Genomic DNA, 19,464 nt, shown 5'->3' on the forward strand with positions numbered 1-19,464 from the left:
AAATGTAAACGTTATACTTTGTGCAACAACAAAAAAGGAGATGAAAAAGATGAATTTTATGGAGAAGTTTAATCAAGTGGCAGAAAGAAGTCTTTTACCTATTGCAAACAAATTGTCAAGGCAACGCCACCTAACAGCTTTAAGAAATGGAATGGTGTCGGCAATCCCGCTATCCATTATGGGTGGGGCAAGTTTGATTATTGCCACACCGCCTTTTAATCCAGAACAAATGAAAAGTACCGGATTTTTTACCGGACTTTTGAGTGCTTGGTATGATTGGGCGCAGGCTAATGCGGCTGCCTTAAAGCTGCCGTTTATGCTGAGTATGGGATTGATGGGGTTATTTATCGCTTTTTCTATTGCACATAACTTGGCAGAAGAATATGGTCTTCCTGCTTTAGATGTTTCAATTGTGTCCACCGTTACTTTCTTAATCGTTTCAGCACCTTCACATATAGGTGTTCCATTAGACAAACTGTCTGAGAAGATAACTGCAGAAGAATTTGGCGGTTTAGGTGTATTATCACTACCTATGCAATATTTGGATGCAAAAGGGATATTTACAGCAATCATTGTGAGTATAACCTGTGTAGAGATCATGCGGATTCTGACTGAAAAAGATATTCGTTTCAAAATGCCTGATGGGGTACCGCCAGCAATAGCCGCTTCTTTTGATGCTATTTTACCGTTATTTTTATGTGTCGGTTTATTTTATGGAATTAGTTTAGGTGTTCAAAATATTACTCAGGGACAACTGATTCCGGAAATTATCATGCAGTTGCTTGCGCCGGCTATGAACGGTTTGGATTCACTATTTGGCATTTGTTTGATTACATTTCTGGCTCAGTTATTCTGGTTTTTTGGACTTCATGGGGCCAGTATTACGCAATTTGTTCGTCTGCCCTTCATGAGTGCTTATATCGTAGCCAACGCGACTGCTTTTTCTAGCGGGGAACCATTGAAACATTTCTTCACCCAACCATTTTGGTCATACATTATTGCGATCGGCGGAGGTGGGTCTACCTTGGCTTTAGCTATTTTGATGATTTTCGCCCGCTCACAGCAAATGAGAAAGCTCGGGAGAATATCGATTATTCCATCGATTTTTAACATAAATGAGCCGCTGATCTTTGGAACACCGCTAGTATTAAATCCCATCATGATGCTGCCCTTCATTTTCGTACCTGTAATTAATGCGATTTTTGGCTACGCTTTTATGTATTTTGGTTGGATTGGAAAAGGAATCATAGAAACACCTTGGACAACGCCGGCTCCTATTGGGGCAGCATTAGGGACCATGGACTATCGCGCTGGACTCTTCGTGTTAGTGTTAATCGTTGTTAACGTATTGATTTACTATCCATTTTTCCGAGTATTAGACCACCAAAAAGTTAGGGAAGAAAAAAAGGTTGAGATGGAGGAAGAACAAGTTCAGTTACAAACGGAACAAGTATAAATTGTAAAAAAATCAGCACAAAGGAGAGTAAAGAATGTCTAAGGATGCACTAAAAATTGTCACAATCGGCGGGGGCTCCAGTTATACCCCAGAAATTATTGAAGGATTTATCGAAAAAAAAATAGCCGGGCTTTTACCAATTAAGGAAATCCATTTAGTCGATATTGAGGCGGGAAAAGAAAAATTGACGATCGTTGGCGGATTGGCCAAGCGTATGGTAGAAAAAGCCGGAGCAGATATAAAGATTTATTTAACCTTGGATCGCCGAGAAGCATTAAAAGATGCTGACTATGTAACCACCCAATTTCGCGTAGGGTTGCTGCCGGCAAGAATTCGTGATGAAAAAATTCCATTAAAATACGATTTGATTGGGCAGGAAACGAACGGGGCTGGCGGCGCGATGAAAGCACTTCGGACAATCCCGGTCATCTTGGATATTTGTAAAGATATGGAAGAATTATGTCCAGATGCTTGGCTAATTAATTTTACCAATCCATCAGGAATCATAACAGAAACTGTTTTGCGACATTCTACTATCAAAGTTGTTGGTTTATGTAATATTCCAATTGGTATTGTAAATAAAATCGCAAAACTATATGATACCCAGGCAGCAAATGTTTCAGTTGAATTTTCAGGGTTAAATCATTTTGTATTTGCGAAAAATATCTATGTTCATGGGAAAGAAGTCACCAAAGAAGTGATCGAAAAAGTCAAAGATGGAAGTGAGATCTCTGCGAAAAATATTCCTAATTTTTCATTTCCAGCAGATATTTTAGATGCTGTAGGAATGATTCCAGCCGGCTATTTGAAGTACTACTATAATCGAGAGAAAATGCTTGCCGACTGCAAACGCGCGGCTCAGGAAGAGGGAACTCGCGGTGAAGTCGTAACTCAAACAGAAAAAGAATTATTCGAGCTCTATAAAAATGAGGAATTAGCTGTCAAGCCTAAGCAGTTAGAAGAACGCGGAGGAGCTCATTACAGTGAAGCGGCCGTGAATTTGATTGATTCCATCTATAATGGCGATGGGAAAATCCATTACGTAAATGTTCGCAACAATGGGACAATCCACAGTTTACCAAATGATGCGGCGATTGAATGCAACTGTGTAGTTACACACCGCGGCGCGTTACCTTTAACTGTAGGGGCGCTGGAGACCAGTGTTAGAGGACAAATATCCTTAATGAAGGCGTATGAAGAGTTGATAATCCATGCCGGTGTTACTGGGGAATATCTTGCAGTGTTAAAAGCATTGACGATCAATCCATTAGTAAATGACAGTGATAAAGCCGTTGCCGTTTTAAAAGATATGCTTTGGGCAAATCAGAAATATTTGCCACAATTTGCCGATTGGTTTGAGCAAAATAGAGAATAAAAAGAGTTGGCAAATCCAGAATAAAAATAGAAATAAAAGGTGATTTCGACACTGCGAATAGAAAAAAATGAGGATCAAAATCAGTTTGCTGATTTTGATCCTCATTTTTAGCTAGAGGCGGAAATCCCGTGTTGTTCGGTTAATTTAAGCCCAATCTCCATTTCTAAAAATAGGAACAGTCGAACCATCTTTTCGAATACCATCAATATCCATTTGAGCAGAGCCCACCATGAAATCAACGTGCGTTTGGCTGCTATTTAATCCAGCGTTTGCTAGTTCAGCTTTCGTCATTTCGGTTCCACCTTCTACACTGAATGGGTAAGCAGCCCCGAGAGCTAAGTGATTTGATGCATTTTCATCAAACAAGGTATTGAAGAAAGTAATCCCTGATTGAGAGATAGGCGAAGGGTCAGGGACTAAGGCAACTTCGCCCAAGTGTTTGGCCCCTTCATCGATATCCAACAATGAGGCTAAAACATCAGTGCCATCTTTTGCGGAAAATTCAACGACTTTGCCATCTTTGAATGTGAATTTCATTTCGTTAAGAGTTGTTCCAGCATAGCTCAATGGTTTTGTGCTGGTGATATAGCCATCCACGCGATTGCGATCAGGGGCAGTGAACACCTCTTCTGTTGGCATATTGGCCATGAATTCCTTGCCATCAGCGGCGAAGCTTCCGGCTCCTTCCCAAACGTGATTTTCTGGTAATCCAATCACGATATCCGTGCCAGGAGCAGTGTAATGAAGGGCATAAAACTGTTCATTATTCAGACGTTCTGCTTGTTTACGCATTGTAGTATCGTGTTCTTCCCAAGCTTTCACTGGATCATCAGCATAAATACGTGTGGTTTTAAATATTTCATCCCAGAGCTTATCCACTTGTTCATCACTTGAATCAAGCTCTGTAAAGACTTTTTGTGCCCAAGCGGGACTGGCAGCAGCTACTACAGTCCAACGTAATTTATTTGATTGTGTTGCTTCCATAACCGCTTGCAATGCTTTTCCGCGAGCAGCTTGATACGCAGCCACACGTTTTGTATCAACGCCCAATAAAGCATCTGGGTTTTGAGAAACAATACTGATTCGGGTCACTCGTTTTTCTGCAAAAGTATTTGCTTCATCAACTTTATAGGCAGGAACTTCATTGATCCGGTCATCCGCTGCGTGACTTAAAAATTCTCGTTGGATATCGTCATCATTCCACTGCACGATGACTTCTGCCGCGCCTAATTGGTAAGCTTCTTTCGTAACCAGTCGAGCTAAGCGTGCTTGTTCAACACTAGCGTATACGACAACAGTATCCTCTTTTTGAATATTTACTCCAACTTTTGTGATCAAGTGGGCGTATTTTTTTAGTAATGTATCAAAATTAGGTAAAACCATCTATATCCCTCCGTTTCGTTAATCATATATTAGCATTTCTTAGATTTTCTTTATACTAAATAAACTGAAATAGTTGCATTTACAAATAACAAAAGTAGAACTGCCAAATTTTGTATTAAAAAAGATGCACCAATAATTTGGTACATCACTAAAAGTGATTATGAAACTGCTTCGACGATTTTTTTTGCGAAGGCTTCTAAGTTTTCGATATCTTCTTCTTCTGCTGCCATTTCAACCTTTACACTGTCAGCACCACGTGTTGCGCCGGTTTTTGCGAAAGCCGCATCAAAGTCGTCAACGGACTTACAGTATTGATCATAAAAAGTGTCGCCAGATCCACATACGCCAAAGATTTTTCCACTTAAGTCCAACTCTTGCAGATCTTCATAGAAGTCGACAATCTCGTCAGGTAGATCGCCTTCGCCATATGTATAGGTTGCGACGACACAAATATCTGCGTCTTCAAAATCTTCCGCTTCTACTTGAGTACATTCATCGATTTCTACGTCTAAATCTAAATTCTCGAAGGCCTCGGCAACAATATCAGCGATTTCCTCGGTATTTCCAGTCATGCTGGCATAAACGATTTTTGCTAGTGTCAAAATAATTCCCCCTTATTCGTTTGAATGAATTAATTTTTCAAGGAAAATTAACTCAATTAGGATGCCATATATTATTCAGCTAAAGCATTATTAAGATAATTTCTCTTCTTAACGGATCGTGAAAATTTAACTTCACATCCATAGCTTTAAGCTAAATTTATGGTCATTATATCAAAATAGAAATCAAAAGGAAATGACTGCTCTCTAACCATTTGTTCGCTTTATAGGGTTATGTTAAAATAGACAAGATGAAAAAATGAATATAACGGTCTGAATAGGAGACGAGAACATGATTACATTAAAATCACCCCGTGAAATTGAAATGATGAATGAATCAGGCGAATTATTGGCTGATGTTCATCGCCATTTACGGGATTTTATAAAACCAGGTGTTACAAGTATGGAAATTGAAAAATTCGTCAGAAACTTTATTGAAAGTCATGGCGGAATAGCGGCTCAAATCGGTTTTGAGGGCTATGAGTATGCGACTTGTTGCAGTATCAATGACGAAATCTGTCACGGTTTCCCAAGAAAGAAACCTTTGAAAAATGGTGACTTAATTAAGGTTGATATGTGTGTTGAATATAAGGGAGCGATGTCTGATTCTTGCTGGTCATACGCCGTTGGAGAAGTATCACCTGAGATAAAACGTTTAATGGAAGTTACTAAAAAGGCAATGTATTTAGGAATTGAACAGGCCCAGGTGGGAAATCGTATTGGAGATATTGGTCATGCGATCCAAACTTATGCGGAGGGCGAAGGCTTTTCAGTTGTCCGTGATTTTGTTGGTCACGGCATTGGACCAACAATCCATGAAGAGCCAGCGATTCCTCATTATGGTGTGGCTGGAAAAGGGTTGCGCTTAAAAGAAGGAATGGTCATTACTATTGAGCCGATGATCAATACCGGTGTATGGCAAATGAAAATGGACCCTAATGGGTGGACTGCTTACACTCGCGATGGCGGCTGGTGTGCCCAATACGAACATACGCTGGCAATCACAAAAGAAGGACCAAAAATTTTGACTTCACAAGGTGAAGAAGGAACATATTAGGACGACGAGGTTTTTATGGGACCAATAGATAAAATTAAAGATAATAAAAAACTAATGAGTTTTATCCAATCGATCCAAAAACATTTAGCAGAGACAGAAATAGGCGACCGCTCAGTGGTAGTTGCCTATTATTTGTTGCTGTCCTTTTTCCCAATCTTGATTATCGTCGGAAATCTATTGCCATACTTCAATATTACACCTGAAACAGTTTTGCCCTATCTAAGTGAAGCAATACCGCCAAATGTCTTCAGCTTTTTAAAACCAGCAATCATCAGCTTATTAGAAAGCACTTCTGGAGGCATGCTGTCTATTTCCGTTTTGGCAGCATTATGGTCTTCTAGTCGAGGGATTAATGCTTTACAAACAGCTTTGAATCGAGCATACGGTGTTGAGGATCGAGGTAATTTTGTGATTAGCCGAATCGTTTCGGTCGGGATTGTCGGCATTCTAATGATGGCCATCATCGCAGTTGCGTTGTTTTTCAGCGCGGGGCAGGTGATTTTAGATGCATTACAGCAATTATTACGTTTTTCACCAGATATTATTGAAACATTCTTAGCCTTGCGCTGGCCGGTAACATTGATCGGACTGTTGGTTATTTTAGGAGGCTTATATATCGTTATTCCAAATGCCCATGTTCGAATCAAATACGCGCTGCCAGGTACTGTCTTTGCTACGATCGGTTGGATCGTTTTAGCCCAAGGATTCAGTATCTATGCACAAACATTCGCACAACGTGTTTCAGGTTATCAGATTATCGGAAGTTTTATCGTGTTGATGTTTTGGCTGAATTTTGCGGCAACGATCATTATTTTAGGTGGTGTGCTGAATGTAGCGATTGAAGAATACCGCACAGGGCAAGAAGTTAAAGAGGGTTCAAATCGAGTCAATAAATGGTTCAATGAATTGAAAGATCGATTCTTTAAAAAGAAAAAATAATCTCAAGATTTTTTGTAAGTTTCCTGAAGAACCTTGTAAAGAATGTTGAATCCGATATAATAATTTTTAGTAAAAAGGCAGGTGGCAATATGTTAGTATCATTCGGGTTGATTATTAAGTACTTTTTAACGTTCTTGATTTCCTTGATTTTGACCCCGATTTTCAAAATAATTTCGGTACAGACAGGGTTAGTCGACAATCCAAATGCCCGTCGAATGAACCAAGTGCCGATGCCTAGTGCAGGTGGCTTGCCAATTTTCATTACTTTTGCTATCTCGTCGTTAATTTTATTTCGCGGTGTGATTCCTTTTGATTATATTAGCAAAATCCTAATCGGCGGATTAATCATTGTACTTACTGGTCTTTTGGACGATAAGTATGAGCTGACCCCCAGGCAGAAAAGTGTTGGGATACTGTTAGCAGGGTTAGTCATCTATTTTTATGCGGATATTCGTTTTGATTTCTTTACAGCCCCGTTATTTGGTCGAATCAACTTAGAATGGTTAAGTTTGCCTGCGACTTTGTTTTGGATCTTTGGTATAACGAACGCGATGAATTTGATTGATGGATTGGACGGCCTTGCTTCTGGAGTGTCGATCATAGGATTGACAACGATTGGTGTGATCGGGTACTTCTTCCTGCATTCTTCTCAAACGTTTATCTCTTTAATCATTTTTTGCTTAGTAGCTAGTATATTAGGATTCTTTCCTTATAATTTTCATCCCGCCAAGATTTATCTTGGCGACACAGGTGCACTCTTTTTAGGCTTCATGGTCGCTGTCCTTTCTTTACAAGGATTAAAAAATGTTACCTTTATTTCTTTGATTACACCATTGATCATTCTTGGTGTTCCAGTAACGGATACATTCTTTGCGATGGTTCGCCGGAGATCAAAGAATATGCCGATTTCTGTCGCCGATAAGCAGCACCTGCACCATCGGTTGCTGAATTTAGGTTTTACGCATCGCGGAGCGGTCTTAACAATATACGCGATTGCGGTGTTGTTCTCATTTACTGCATTATTACTTAATTATACAAGCCGCGTAGGAACAATTGTTTTGATTATTGCAATGGTTTTTGCCTTGACATTCTTATTGGAATTGATTGGCTTGATTCCTGAAAAATATGGCATAATCACCAAAAGTTTCCACTTTTTCGGCAATAAGGAATACCGTTCTCAAGTGCTGCATAAATATTTCAAGAAATGAGTGTTGTTGTCCGTTATGAATGTGAATGAACTTAATGTGACTATCAGCATTGTGACCCATAATAGTGATAAGATTTTTTTGAGTATGGATTCATTAATAGAAACACTAGGTGAGAATTCGCGGATTCGGATCAGAATTTTTGACAATGCTTCGGAACCGAATTATCGCGAACGTTTGAAAAAATACCTTGCTTATCCCTTTATTGCCATTGAGTTTCATGAGCAAAATAAAGGTTTTGGGTTTGGACATAATGCAAATCTTTTAGAAACTGATGGGTACGGGATCATTTTCAATCCAGATATCATTCTCACAGAAAATCATTTATTAGAGATGGTCAAGCATTTGGCAGATTATTCTGATTGTGGTCTTTTAGCTCCGAAAATTTTAAATGAAGATGGAACGACTCAATTTTTAATTCGCAACCATTTAGATGTATTTGATTATATGCTACGTTTCATTCCATTTAAGTTTGTTAAAAAGCTGTTTGATAAACGTTTAGCGAAATTTGAGTGTCGTGATTTACCTGATGAGCAAGATAGTTTTGTACGAATGATTTCCGGTAGTTTTATGGTAGTGGATCTCGCTAGATTCAAGGAGATTGAAGGCTTTGATGCTCGTTACTTTATGTATTTTGAGGACAATGATCTTTGCCGTAAGATGGAACAAGCGGGATACCAAGCGGTTTACAGTCCCCAATTTACAGTGATTCACTTGTACGAACGTGGAGCTGTTAAAAGCAAAAAATTATTTTTAATTTTCTTACAGTCCATGAGAAAGTATTTTCAAAAATGGGGCTGGCAATTTTTTTAAATTGGAGGTAGGGAATGCAAAAGCAATCCAAGAAGCGAATTTCGGTTTGTATGGCAACGTACAATGGCCGACACTTTATTGAAGAACAATTGAACAGCATCTTCCCACAACTTTCAGAATATGATGAGCTGATTATTTCCGACGACCATTCAACTGATGGGACGTGGGAATTTTTATTAGATTTAAAAGCAAAGGATTCGCGCATCAGACTTTTTCAAAATCAAGGAAAAGGGTTGATCGCGAATTTTTCAAATGCAATTGAAAAAAGTACACACCCAATTATTTTTCTAAGTGATCAGGATGATGTTTGGCATCCAAACAAAATTGCTAAGACAATGCCATACTTTGACAATCCGAAGACAAAGGTGGTTGTTTCTGATTTGATCATTGTTGATAACGACTTCGAAGTACTGGTACCATCTTATCAATCGTTGCGTCATACACATCATGGATTTTGGCATAATCTAGTGAAGAGCAGCTATATCGGTGCGGGAATGGCGTTTCGTGCAGAGCTAAAGAAAATTATTTTACCGATTCCGCCAACTGTTCCCATGCACGATATGTGGATTGGGTTATTGGCAGATTATTATCGTGGTGTCACATTTATTCCAGATCAACTGGTTTATTATCGCCGGCATGGCTTGAATGCTTCTGAAATAAAGACGACAGCTTCAAAGGTCCAGCAATTCAAATGGCGTTGGAACGCACTGCAATTAGTAAGAAAAAGAATAAAAGAAATCAAAAAAAAAGTAGCAAAACGATTTTTCTAATACCTAACATCAGGTATAATATGTTCGTATGCATTAAAAAAGGAGCGTAATCATGAAAGGAATCATTTTAGCTGGAGGAAGCGGAACGCGCTTGTATCCTTTAACAAAGGCAACTTCGAAACAATTAATGCCGGTTTATGACAAACCGATGATCTACTATCCAATGTCTACCTTGATGTTGGCAGGGATCGATGAAATTTTGATTATTTCTACACCACAGGATACGCCTAGATTTGAAAATCTTTTTGGAAATGGACATGAATTAGGTATCCATATCGAATATGCTGTTCAGGAAAGCCCAGATGGATTGGCTCAAGCATTTATTATCGGTGAGAAATTTATTGGTAATGATAGTGTCTGCTTAGTATTAGGTGACAATATCTATTACGGCGATGGTTTGTCTCGTATGCTGCAACGTGCGGCTAAGAAAACTGAAGGTGCCACTGTTTTTGGTTACCACGTGAATGATCCTGAACGCTTTGGGGTCGTAGAATTCGACGACGATATGCAGGCTGTTTCGATTGAAGAAAAACCAGAACAGCCGAAATCACATTATGCTGTGACCGGATTATATTTTTACGACAATGATGTGGTAGAAATCGCAAAAAACATCGAACCTTCAGAACGCGGTGAATTAGAGATCACTGATGTTAACAAAGAGTATTTGAAACGTAACAAATTATCTGTTGAAGTCATGAGTCGAGGATTTGCGTGGTTAGATACCGGAACACATGAATCATTATTAGAAGCATCAACGTTTATTTCGACGATTGAAAAACGTCAAAATTTGAAAGTCGCATGCTTGGAAGAGATTTCTTATCGGATGGGTTACATTTCCAAAGAGGATCTGATTGAATTAGCGCAGCCGTTGAAGAAAAACCAATATGGACAATACTTATTACGTTTAGCAAAAGAGGATTAATCATGGGGAAAATTAAAGTAACAGAAACAAATTTAACAGATGTAAAAATTGTTGAAACAGCTGTTTTCGGTGATCATCGCGGATTTTTTACCGAAAGCTTTTCAGTAGAAGATTTTAAAGAAGCAGGCATCGATTTTGACTTTATTCAAGACAATCATTCCTTATCGAGTGAAGCAGGCGTATTACGTGGTCTGCATTTTCAGAAGGGCAAATCAGCACAAACCAAATTGATTCGTGTTGTAACTGGCGCGGTCCTTGATGTAATCGTTGATATCCGAAAAGGAAGCCCAACCTATGGTAAGTGGGAAGGTTACATCCTTTCTGAACATAATCACCGCCAATTATTAGTTCCTCGTGGATACGCTCATGGATTTGTCACATTGACGCCAAACGTCAACTTCATGTACAAATGTGATAACTACTATGATGCAGAAGCGGACGGCGGTATTTCATTTGCGGATCCTGATTTAGCAATTGACTGGCCGATCGATATCGAAAAGGCAATTACATCAGAAAAAGATGCCAAACAACCAACCTTGAAAGAATTTGAAGCTGAGAATCCTTTCGTATACGGTGAGATATAAAGGAGTAGACAAGATGAAAAACATTATCGTAACTGGCGGAGCGGGCTTTATCGGCTCAAATTTCGTTCACTATGTCATAAACAATCATCCAGAAGTTCACGTAACAGTTTTAGATAAATTAACCTACGCCGGCAATAAGGAAAATTTAGCCGGTCTTCCAGCAGAGCGTGTGGAATTAGTTGTTGGCGACATAGCTGATGCAGAGTTGGTAGATCGATTAGTGAAAAATACAGATGCAGTTGTTCATTATGCGGCTGAATCTCATAATGACAACTCATTGAAAGATCCATTTCCATTTGTGCAAACGAACATCATTGGAACTTATACGTTGATTGAAGCGTGTCGTAAGTATAATGTTCGTTACCACCATGTTTCAACAGACGAAGTTTATGGAGACCTTCCGCTAAGAGAAGATTTGCCAGGGCATGGTGAAGGTGAGGGCGAGAAATTTACTGCCGAAACACCTTACAATCCTTCAAGCCCATATTCATCTACTAAAGCAGGTTCAGACTTATTAGTCAAAGCTTGGGTCCGTTCCTTTGGATTACAAGCAACGATTTCTAATTGTTCAAACAATTATGGTCCTTATCAACATATTGAGAAGTTTATTCCTCGTCAGATCACGAATATTTTGAGTGGCATTCGTCCAAAACTTTACGGGGACGGCAAAAATGTCCGTGATTGGATTCATACGAACGATCATTCTTCTGCTGTCTGGGCGATTTTGACAAAAGGAAAAATCGGCGAAACCTATTTGATTGGTGCCGATGGCGAAGAAGACAACAAAACTGTAATGGAAATCATTTTAGAAGAAATGGGTCAGTCAAAAGATGCTTACGATCACGTGAAAGACCGTGCAGGACACGATCTGCGTTATGCGATTGATTCAACAAAATTACGAGATGAATTAGGCTGGACACCAGAATTCACTAACTTTCGTGCTGGTATGAAAGACACGATTAAATGGTACACAGAGCACGAAGATTGGTGGAAAGCTGAAAAAGAAGCTGTAGAGAGCAATTACGCGAAAAACGGCCAATAATATTAATTGAATTAGGCAGGGATAACCTGCCTATTTTTGAGAAAAATAAGAACACTGAAGGAGCAGATACAGATGATCTTAATTACAGGCGGACATGGGCAGCTAGGAACAGAGCTGCGCCATCTATTAGATGAAAAGAAGCTCGAATATGTTTCAACAGATGCTGATCAACTCGATATCACTGATAAAGAAGCTACGGACAAATTTATAACTGATATGAAACCAGAAATCATTTATCATTGTGCAGCGTACACTGCTGTTGATAAAGCAGAAGATGAAGGAAAAGAGTTAGATGAGAAAATTAATGTAGAGGGTACTCGTAATGTCGCTGAAGCTGCAAAAGCTGCTGGCTCAACCTTGATTTACATTAGTACAGACTATGTTTTTGATGGTAAGAAAAAAGATGGCATGTATCAAGTAGATGATACAACGAATCCATTGAGCGAATACGGTCGTACAAAATTATTAGGTGAAAAAGCTGTGCAAGAAACGATGGATAATTATTATATCATCAGAACTTCTTGGGTGTTTGGTATATATGGACATAACTTCATCTACACAATGCAAAATCTAGCAAAAACACATGATCGTTTAACTGTCGTGAATGATCAATTCGGTCGTCCAACATGGACTCGTACACTAGCAGAATTCATGACCTTCGTTATTGAGAAAAACGCACCATTTGGTGTATATCATTTATCCAATGAAAACAGCTGTTCTTGGTATGAGTTCGCAAGAGAAATTCTAAAAGATACCGATGTCGAGGTTGCACCTGTAACATCGGAAGAATATCCGCAAAAAGCCACTCGTCCACAGTATTCAATCATGGATTTAAGCAAAGCCAAAGCGTTAGGTTTTGAGATTCCAACGTGGCAAGAAGCTCTAACCAGCTTTCTTGATTTAGAAGAAAAACAGTAAGAAAATTTCGGAGGTAAGAAATTTGTTTGAAATAGTGGTAGTTTTATATAATATGACGGCTTCAGAATCGTCAACGATCACAAGTTTGAACAACCTTCTCACCTCCGAAAATTTTTCTGAAATCAGAAGTGTTCTAATTTTTGATAATAGTGATAAGGTAAGTGAGCCTCAAGACTTAGAACGACGTTTTGAGTATCATCACAGTGAAAAAAACGTCGGATTGGCACAAGCTTATAATTATGCTTTAAGTAACCTTAGCAACGAGTCTGAATGGCTGATTACGTTGGATCAAGATACAACACTTACGAGTGAGTATCTGAATGAATTGATTGCTAGGTCTGCTAAACTGCCTGATTCGGTGGTAGCGATAGCTCCACTGATCCATGATAATGACCAACAAATCTCACCTGTTAGCAGCGACACCTTACGTCCATTACATACAGATTTGCCCAAAAAGAACCAAACATATTCACAGGATATTATGGTGATTAATTCAGCGACTGCGTTAAGGGTCAGCTTCTTACGGGAAGTGGGCGGTTACAATCTTGATTTTCCATTAGACTACTTGGATCATTGGTTAAGTTGGCGTATTTTTGCTGAAAAAAGGCAAATAAATATCCTGTCAAATGAGTTAAATCATCAGTTGTCTGTGTTAAACTATGCCGAACATATGAATTATTCTCGTTATCATGCGATTTTGAATGCTGAAAAATGCTATTATTCTTTATATAAAACACAATTGTTCGTCTCTTATCAAAGGCAGCTACTGCTTCGTGCAGGTAAACAGATTATAACTGGTAAATTCAATTACGGAAAAATCACACTTAAATTTTTATTTTCAGGAGGAAATAATGGAATCAAGAGCAAATAAGCGGATCAGGGAGGTGCCTGTGGAAAGAAAGAATCCCCTTTCACAGGTGCTTGATCAAATCATTCGCTTTCGCTACATAATCGGCATCATTTTTCTTGTGTTGATCGTTGCGCTAAATTTAAATGGGAGTTCGATCGGCTCTTGGGATAAAATCGTTTCAGAACGAAGTGACGGTAAAAAGTCAGATGTTATCTTTGGAGAGGATCGAGAGGTTCGTTCAGATGAATGGATGGTACAAACCCCTTTTTATTTTTCTCAGACAGAGCAGGACTATCCTGTAGTGAATAAGCAGTACGGTAAGGAAGGGCAAAACATGATCATTGCCTATAATTCACCAGTCAAAGATTTGACAGTGATTGGCAAACCCTTCAACTGGGGTTTCTTCTTTTTAGGTAAGGAAAGAGGCTTATCTTTTTATTGGGGCTTTAAAATCATTGGTATGCTTCTTCTGAGCTTTGAACTGGTGATGATCTTAACGAAACGTAACAAGTATTTATCCTTACTAGGTTCCTTTTGGATTACTTTTTCTCCATCGATTCAATGGTGGTTTATGCAGCATGTGGGAGACTTGATGTTTTTCACATTAGCGATTATGGTAGCGAGCTACTACTTTATCGCGAAACATGAAAATAAGCTCATACGGCTATTGATGATGAGTTTGATTGTCATTAATGGGATAGGGTTTGTTTTGGTATTGTATCCAGCCCATCAGGTGCCATTAGCTTATTTGATACTATTCTGGTTATTTGGAACGCTGATTCATTTTCGAAAAAAACTTGTTTTGGATATTTGGGATCTACCGATCATCATCGGTGGACTGGGAATCATCGGATTTGTCCTATTCCATTTTTATAGCATGTCTAAAGATGCAATTGATGCGACCATGAATACTATTTATCCTGGTCACCGGGAAGCAGGCGGCGGTGGCTTGCCTCCATCTGACTACTTTTTATTCTTGACGAACTGGAAAATTCCCTTTGATGATTTCAGTTTCCAAGGTACAAACAACGGGGAAGTTGCATCTTACTTCAACTTCTTGCCATTGACTTTACTCTTATCACCCTTTATATTTTTTTCCAAACAAGGCAAAGAAGAAAAATACAAAGGTGTAATTATACTTCTATTCTGTTGCTTTATTTTTGGCTGGACATTCTTTGGCTACAGTCACGGAATCGCCAAAGCGTTGATGTTGACCTATGTTACTAACACACGCGGATTAGTGACTTTAGGCTTCGGTGCTGTTTTATTATCTCTCTGGATGATTAACTTCTTTTGGGAGTATGTAAAAGTTCCAGGCTGGCTCAAATTGATTTTTCTAGGACTTATTATGGCGTTGGCAACTCATTCAGTGTTGACCTCCGTGATGGGATTGTATTTCAATAATTTTGAAATTTTTATTACATTAGTTGTCTTTGGATTGATTCTGTTCTGTTTGCTTTACAAGTTGAAAAAAGCGTTTATTCTCGCAATGACTTTGCTTGTATTAGTTTCGGGAATTTTTGTTAATCCGATTGTTAAAGGAACAGGTGCAATCGATAAGAAAACGCTGGCTGAAGAAATAGTAAAGATTAAAAAGGAAGATCCAAATGCTACATGGTTGGCGGAAGACAATCTTTATAATTTTGCACCTGCATTAGGTGTTAAGACAATTAACTCTGTGCGCTTTTATCCAGATATGAAGTTATGGCACAAAATCGATCCTAAACATAAGAATGAAAAAATATATAATCGCTATGCGCATGTTCGAGCTTTTGCAGTGGCAGAACCAACGAGATATCATTTGGATCGACCTGATAATTTTACTGTTTATCTTAATTTTGCTGATTGTAAAAAGTTGGGATTCAAATATATAATCAGTAAACGTCCGCTGGAAGACTATAACAGATTTAACTTTGCACAATTTGACCGATTATATGGTCCAGACAAGGACGAATGGTCTATCTATCGTTTGACTTTCACTTCTGATGAGGAACAAGCAGAGGTAGGTACAGAAACGACCGTTGATCCAATCGGCGGAACGGATAACTATCAGGAAATTCCTCAACCAGCACCGAACTATGATGAATATATAAACTAACTGAAATTCGGAGGAAAAAAATGGAACGAATGAAAAAGAGCACAGCAGAAACTTTGAATTTAGCTAGTGCAGCCATTCTGATCGGGATGACCTTGTTGTGCTTTTTCCTTTGGACCAAGGGTATTGGGACACAAGGAATGTTCAATATCTATGCTAATATGAACCGATACATGCCGATTGGAGCAACGATCGTCTTAGTGTTGAACTGCTACAAACTAAAATGGAACGATCTGATTTGGATCGGAGTTGCGATCCTTTCGATCCTCTTTTATCATCAGTTTGACGAATTGAGACAAGCTGGATTCCTGCAAGATATAACAATTGCTCTGATTATCTTTGTTGTACTGGATTTTAAACTCGTTGAATTTACAAAAAGTTTGCGACTGGTATTCGCTGTCTTAATATTTGTAGTTTTATTGATCACTGCTTTTCGTATTTTTACAGAAATTCCCACGCCTCCTGCAGGGATAAGTATTTGGGATAAGAGCAATAAGCTGCAAGAAATCTGGATCAATACGAACACAATTGGCAGTAGTGTAATGTGTTCAAGCTTCTTGGTTGTGACGCTATTGCAATCACTTGAATGGACTTGGGCAAATATTGCGAAATATCCAATCTATTTGATTGCATTGGCTTGTACATGGGTTGTCCAATCTCAAGCAGCCTTCATTGCAGTGGTATTTTTTGTTTTCTTTGACTTATGGCCAAGCTTTTTGAAAACAACAGTCAAATGGGGCTATGGCCTTGGCTACAGCATCTTTTTGATTGGAATCTTTCCATTGACGTTGTTTTTAGCCAATTCTAGCAATATTGACTTATTTACTGGTCGGGAAGATATTTGGAAACATTTTTACGATACCTTATTCGAAGTGAAACAGCAATTTTGGGTAGGTATGCCGCCATTCACGTTTAAACGCGGTGCGCAGATTCTAGGCAATCACAACAGCTATAATGCGACATTGGGTCAATTTGGTTTGGTTGGTTTAGTGTTGATGAGCTTATTCATTTTGTATAATGTTTGGCTGATCATTATCAAAGATACACAGGCGACCCAATTAAGCTTTGTTATCGCCTTTTTTGCAATACTTCTTCAATCAACAATGGAGGATACATTGATGGCGCCTTATTGGATTCCGATCACTTTCTGTTTGTTAGGATTAGCATGGCAGAAGAATCAAGTAACCGCAGTACCACTTGATTATTCGGTGAATGTTTTTGATCCGACCGAGGAGGAAGAACCTGAAACGCGACTGACACGGAGAAGCCGCCGAGGCTAATTCTTAAAAATAAGTTTAGATGTAGATAAACGTCTAGGCTTTTTTTTTGTGACCTTGCTTTTACATATATCTTTCTGTAGAATAATAACGTTAATCAACTGTAGAAATAATAAATAAAGCGTTAGATGAGAGGAAAAAAAATGTTCAAAGACTTACTGAGTTTTTTTAAAGAAATTTTTCAAAACCGTACCTTATTAAAACAATTTTCTGTTAATGATTTTAAAGCACGTTATGCTGGATCTGCCTTAGGTATTTTCTGGGCTTTTGCCAACCCTCTGGTGATGGTGGTGACTTATTGGTTTGTATTCGGTGTCGGATTTAAAGCGGCTATGACTGATGGAAAGTATCCCTTCCTAGTATTTCTGTTAACTGGGTTAGTACCGTGGATGTATTTTTCTGAAGTATTAGGTTCCGGTACGAATGTCTTTCGTGAATACAGCTATTTAGTAAAAAAAGTTGTCTTTAATATTCGTATCTTGCCATCTGTAAAACTGTTTTCAGGGATGTTTATGCATGTCTTTTTCATCGTGATTGCGGTAATCGTAGCACTTTTCAATCAGGTGGTACCGGGCTTGCATATGCTGCAAATTTTCTACTATCTATTCGCGATGATGATGTTCTTGACTGGATTGACATGGATCACTTCTTCAATCCAACCTTTCTTCCCAGACATCAATCAATTTATTGGTGTTATTATGCAAGCATTGATGTGGGGAACTCCCGTCTTATGGAGTATTAACCAATTTGCGGCGCATCCAACAATTCAATTTATTCTAAAGTTTAATCCAATGTTTTATGTTGTCCAAGGCTATCGGGACGCATTTTTTGGTGAGCAGTGGTTTTGGGAAAAACCGTTATTAACGATCTATTTCTGGGTCGTGACCTTGATTCTATTAGTGGTCGGCAGCATCGTCTTCAAACGCTTGAAACCACATTTTTCTGATGTTCTATAAGGAGATTAAAGCAAAATGACAGAAACAGTAATCGAAATCAACCATTTAACAAAAAAATATGATATGTATAAAAAGCCCTCTGATCGTTTGAAGGAAGCTTTAAGTCCTACAAGAAAGACCTATCATGAAGTTTTTTACGCTTTGAATGATGTCAATGTTGAAGTGAAAAAAGGTGAAATGATCGGCTTTATTGGGGAAAATGGTTCTGGTAAATCAACGATCCTAAAAATCATCACTGGTGTGCTGACGCCTTCTGACGGCGAAGTAAAGATTGAAGGAAATATCGCAGCATTATTAGAGCTCGGTTCAGGCTTCAATCCAGAATACAGTGGTTATGAAAATATTTTTCTAAATGGGATGGTCTTAGGCTTTTCTCGTGAAGAAATGGCTGAGAAGGTTGATGATATTATTAACTTCGCAGATATTGGCGACCATTTGTACCAGCCGGTCAAAACCTATTCAAGTGGGATGTTTGTGCGACTTGCTTTTGCAGTAGCCATCAATGTTGATCCTGATATTTTGATTGTCGATGAAGCTTTGGCGGTGGGAGACTTGGAATTCCAGCTAAAATGTATGGAAAAATTTACAGAGCTGCGCAATGCCGGAAAAACAATTCTATTCGTTTCTCATGATGTGAACGCTGTTCGTCGTTTTTGTGATCGTGTCTATTGGTTAAAGAACGGTGTGGTTGAAGCAGAAGGTGAAACGATGGAGATCACCGAAGACTATGAAAACTTCCTGAAGAAGAAATCATTGAAAACTGTCGATCGTGAAAATTCAGCCTCAGAGGAATTTTCGGCTTATGACATTGTGGAAGTAAAATCAGCTGAATTATTGGACCGCGATTTACAGCCTTTAGATATTGTTGAACAAGATAGTAAAGTGATTGTGAAAGTGACGTATGATGTCAAGGATGATTCCATTAAAAAACCAGTTTTAGGAATAGCTATTCGAACAGTCGATAATAACTATGTTTGTGGTTTGAATACCTTATTAGATGAGAAAACAATTTCTTGGAATAAGGGTGAGAATGTTTTCTATTTAGAATATGAAAAAATGGCTCTTTTAGGTGGCGAATACTACTTCGATGTCGCACTATTTGAAGAAAATGCAACTGTGCCATTAGTCTATAAAACTAGATATTTAACCATGTTCATCTCTGGTAAGTATGTCGGCGAAGGCATCGTCGTTTTGGATCATAAGTGGAAGGAAACGATTTAATT

Annotated in this window: 18 protein-coding genes; 16 read left to right on the plus strand and 2 right to left on the minus strand. The window is 38.6% G+C overall.

Annotated features, from left to right (window positions below; genetic code table 11):
• Positions 1 to 49 precede the first annotated feature (49 nt).
• Both E6139_RS14275 and E6139_RS14280 read left to right on the plus strand, forming a co-directional pair.
• Positions 50 to 1,456: a PTS sugar transporter subunit IIC gene (locus E6139_RS14275; protein WP_316403750.1), complete on the plus strand. Its 1,407-nt coding sequence runs from the start codon at positions 50 to 52 to the stop codon at positions 1,454 to 1,456.
• 34 nt (positions 1,457 to 1,490) lie between these two features.
• Positions 1,491 to 2,831: a 6-phospho-beta-glucosidase gene (locus tag E6139_RS14280; protein ID WP_316403751.1), complete on the plus strand. Its 1,341-nt coding sequence runs from the start codon at positions 1,491 to 1,493 to the stop codon at positions 2,829 to 2,831.
• A 144-nt stretch (positions 2,832 to 2,975) separates the two neighbouring features.
• On the opposite strand, the gene E6139_RS14285 is transcribed toward E6139_RS14280, so the two are convergent.
• A complete protein-coding gene (locus tag E6139_RS14285) occupies positions 2,976 to 4,214 on the minus strand; it encodes an aminopeptidase (protein WP_316403753.1) in 1,239 nt (412 codons plus the stop codon).
• Positions 4,215 to 4,372: 158 nt separating this feature from the next.
• Complete coding sequence (locus E6139_RS14290; RefSeq protein WP_316403754.1) at positions 4,373 to 4,816, minus strand: flavodoxin; 444 nt, start codon at positions 4,814 to 4,816, stop codon at positions 4,373 to 4,375.
• A gap of 289 nt (positions 4,817 to 5,105) precedes the next feature.
• Between E6139_RS14290 and map the strand changes: the two genes are divergently transcribed.
• The 14 genes from map to E6139_RS14360 all read left to right on the plus strand — a co-directional run bounded on the left by map (position 5,106) and on the right by E6139_RS14360 (position 19,462).
• Positions 5,106 to 5,870 carry a type I methionyl aminopeptidase gene (gene map, locus E6139_RS14295; RefSeq protein WP_316403755.1) on the plus strand — a complete coding sequence of 255 codons (765 nt, stop codon included), beginning with the start codon at positions 5,106 to 5,108 and terminating at the stop codon, positions 5,868 to 5,870.
• 15 nt (positions 5,871 to 5,885) lie between these two features.
• Complete coding sequence (locus E6139_RS14300; RefSeq protein WP_316403756.1) at positions 5,886 to 6,809, plus strand: YihY/virulence factor BrkB family protein; 924 nt, start codon at positions 5,886 to 5,888, stop codon at positions 6,807 to 6,809.
• An 89-nt stretch (positions 6,810 to 6,898) separates the two neighbouring features.
• Entirely contained in the window at positions 6,899 to 8,017 is a 1,119-nt protein-coding gene (locus tag E6139_RS14305; RefSeq protein WP_316403758.1) for an MraY family glycosyltransferase, read from the plus strand.
• A 15-nt stretch (positions 8,018 to 8,032) separates the two neighbouring features.
• Positions 8,033 to 8,827: a glycosyltransferase gene (locus E6139_RS14310; RefSeq protein WP_316403781.1), complete on the plus strand. Its 795-nt coding sequence runs from the start codon at positions 8,033 to 8,035 to the stop codon at positions 8,825 to 8,827.
• A 14-nt stretch (positions 8,828 to 8,841) separates the two neighbouring features.
• A complete protein-coding gene (locus E6139_RS14315; RefSeq protein WP_316403760.1) occupies positions 8,842 to 9,597 on the plus strand; it encodes a glycosyltransferase family 2 protein in 756 nt (251 codons plus the stop codon).
• A gap of 52 nt (positions 9,598 to 9,649) precedes the next feature.
• A complete protein-coding gene (gene rfbA / locus E6139_RS14320) occupies positions 9,650 to 10,519 on the plus strand; it encodes a glucose-1-phosphate thymidylyltransferase RfbA (protein ID WP_316403762.1) in 870 nt (289 codons plus the stop codon).
• A gap of 11 nt (positions 10,520 to 10,530) precedes the next feature.
• Positions 10,531 to 11,103: a dTDP-4-dehydrorhamnose 3,5-epimerase gene (gene rfbC, locus E6139_RS14325; RefSeq protein WP_316403783.1), complete on the plus strand. Its 573-nt coding sequence runs from the start codon at positions 10,531 to 10,533 to the stop codon at positions 11,101 to 11,103.
• 13 nt (positions 11,104 to 11,116) lie between these two features.
• Positions 11,117 to 12,145: a dTDP-glucose 4,6-dehydratase gene (gene rfbB, locus E6139_RS14330; protein WP_316403763.1), complete on the plus strand. Its 1,029-nt coding sequence runs from the start codon at positions 11,117 to 11,119 to the stop codon at positions 12,143 to 12,145.
• A 72-nt stretch (positions 12,146 to 12,217) separates the two neighbouring features.
• Positions 12,218 to 13,063, plus strand: a complete 846-nt coding sequence (gene rfbD / locus E6139_RS14335) for a dTDP-4-dehydrorhamnose reductase (protein ID WP_316403764.1) — start codon at positions 12,218 to 12,220, stop codon at positions 13,061 to 13,063.
• Between the two features lie 22 nt (positions 13,064 to 13,085).
• Positions 13,086 to 13,934 (plus strand): glycosyltransferase, encoded by an 849-nt coding sequence (locus E6139_RS14340; protein ID WP_316403765.1) that lies wholly within the window; start codon positions 13,086 to 13,088, stop codon positions 13,932 to 13,934.
• Positions 13,915 to 16,011, plus strand: a complete 2,097-nt coding sequence (locus E6139_RS14345; RefSeq protein ID WP_316403766.1) for a hypothetical protein — start codon at positions 13,915 to 13,917, stop codon at positions 16,009 to 16,011. The genes E6139_RS14340 and E6139_RS14345 overlap by 20 nt, the downstream gene beginning before the upstream one ends.
• A 20-nt stretch (positions 16,012 to 16,031) precedes the next feature.
• The gene (locus E6139_RS14350; RefSeq protein ID WP_316403768.1) at positions 16,032 to 17,288 is read left to right on the plus strand and encodes an EpaQ family protein; all 1,257 of its coding nucleotides are present in this window, start codon (positions 16,032 to 16,034) and stop codon (positions 17,286 to 17,288) included.
• A 140-nt stretch (positions 17,289 to 17,428) separates the two neighbouring features.
• Positions 17,429 to 18,241 (plus strand): ABC transporter permease, encoded by an 813-nt coding sequence (locus E6139_RS14355; RefSeq protein WP_316403770.1) that lies wholly within the window; start codon positions 17,429 to 17,431, stop codon positions 18,239 to 18,241.
• 15 nt (positions 18,242 to 18,256) lie between these two features.
• Positions 18,257 to 19,462, plus strand: coding sequence for an ABC transporter ATP-binding protein (locus E6139_RS14360; RefSeq protein WP_316403772.1), 1,206 nt, complete (start codon positions 18,257 to 18,259; stop codon positions 19,460 to 19,462).
• The last annotated feature ends 2 nt before the right edge of the window (positions 19,463 to 19,464 follow it).

Source organism: Enterococcus sp. (assembly GCF_032555305.1).
Lineage (GTDB): Bacteria > Bacillota > Bacilli > Lactobacillales > Enterococcaceae > Enterococcus_A.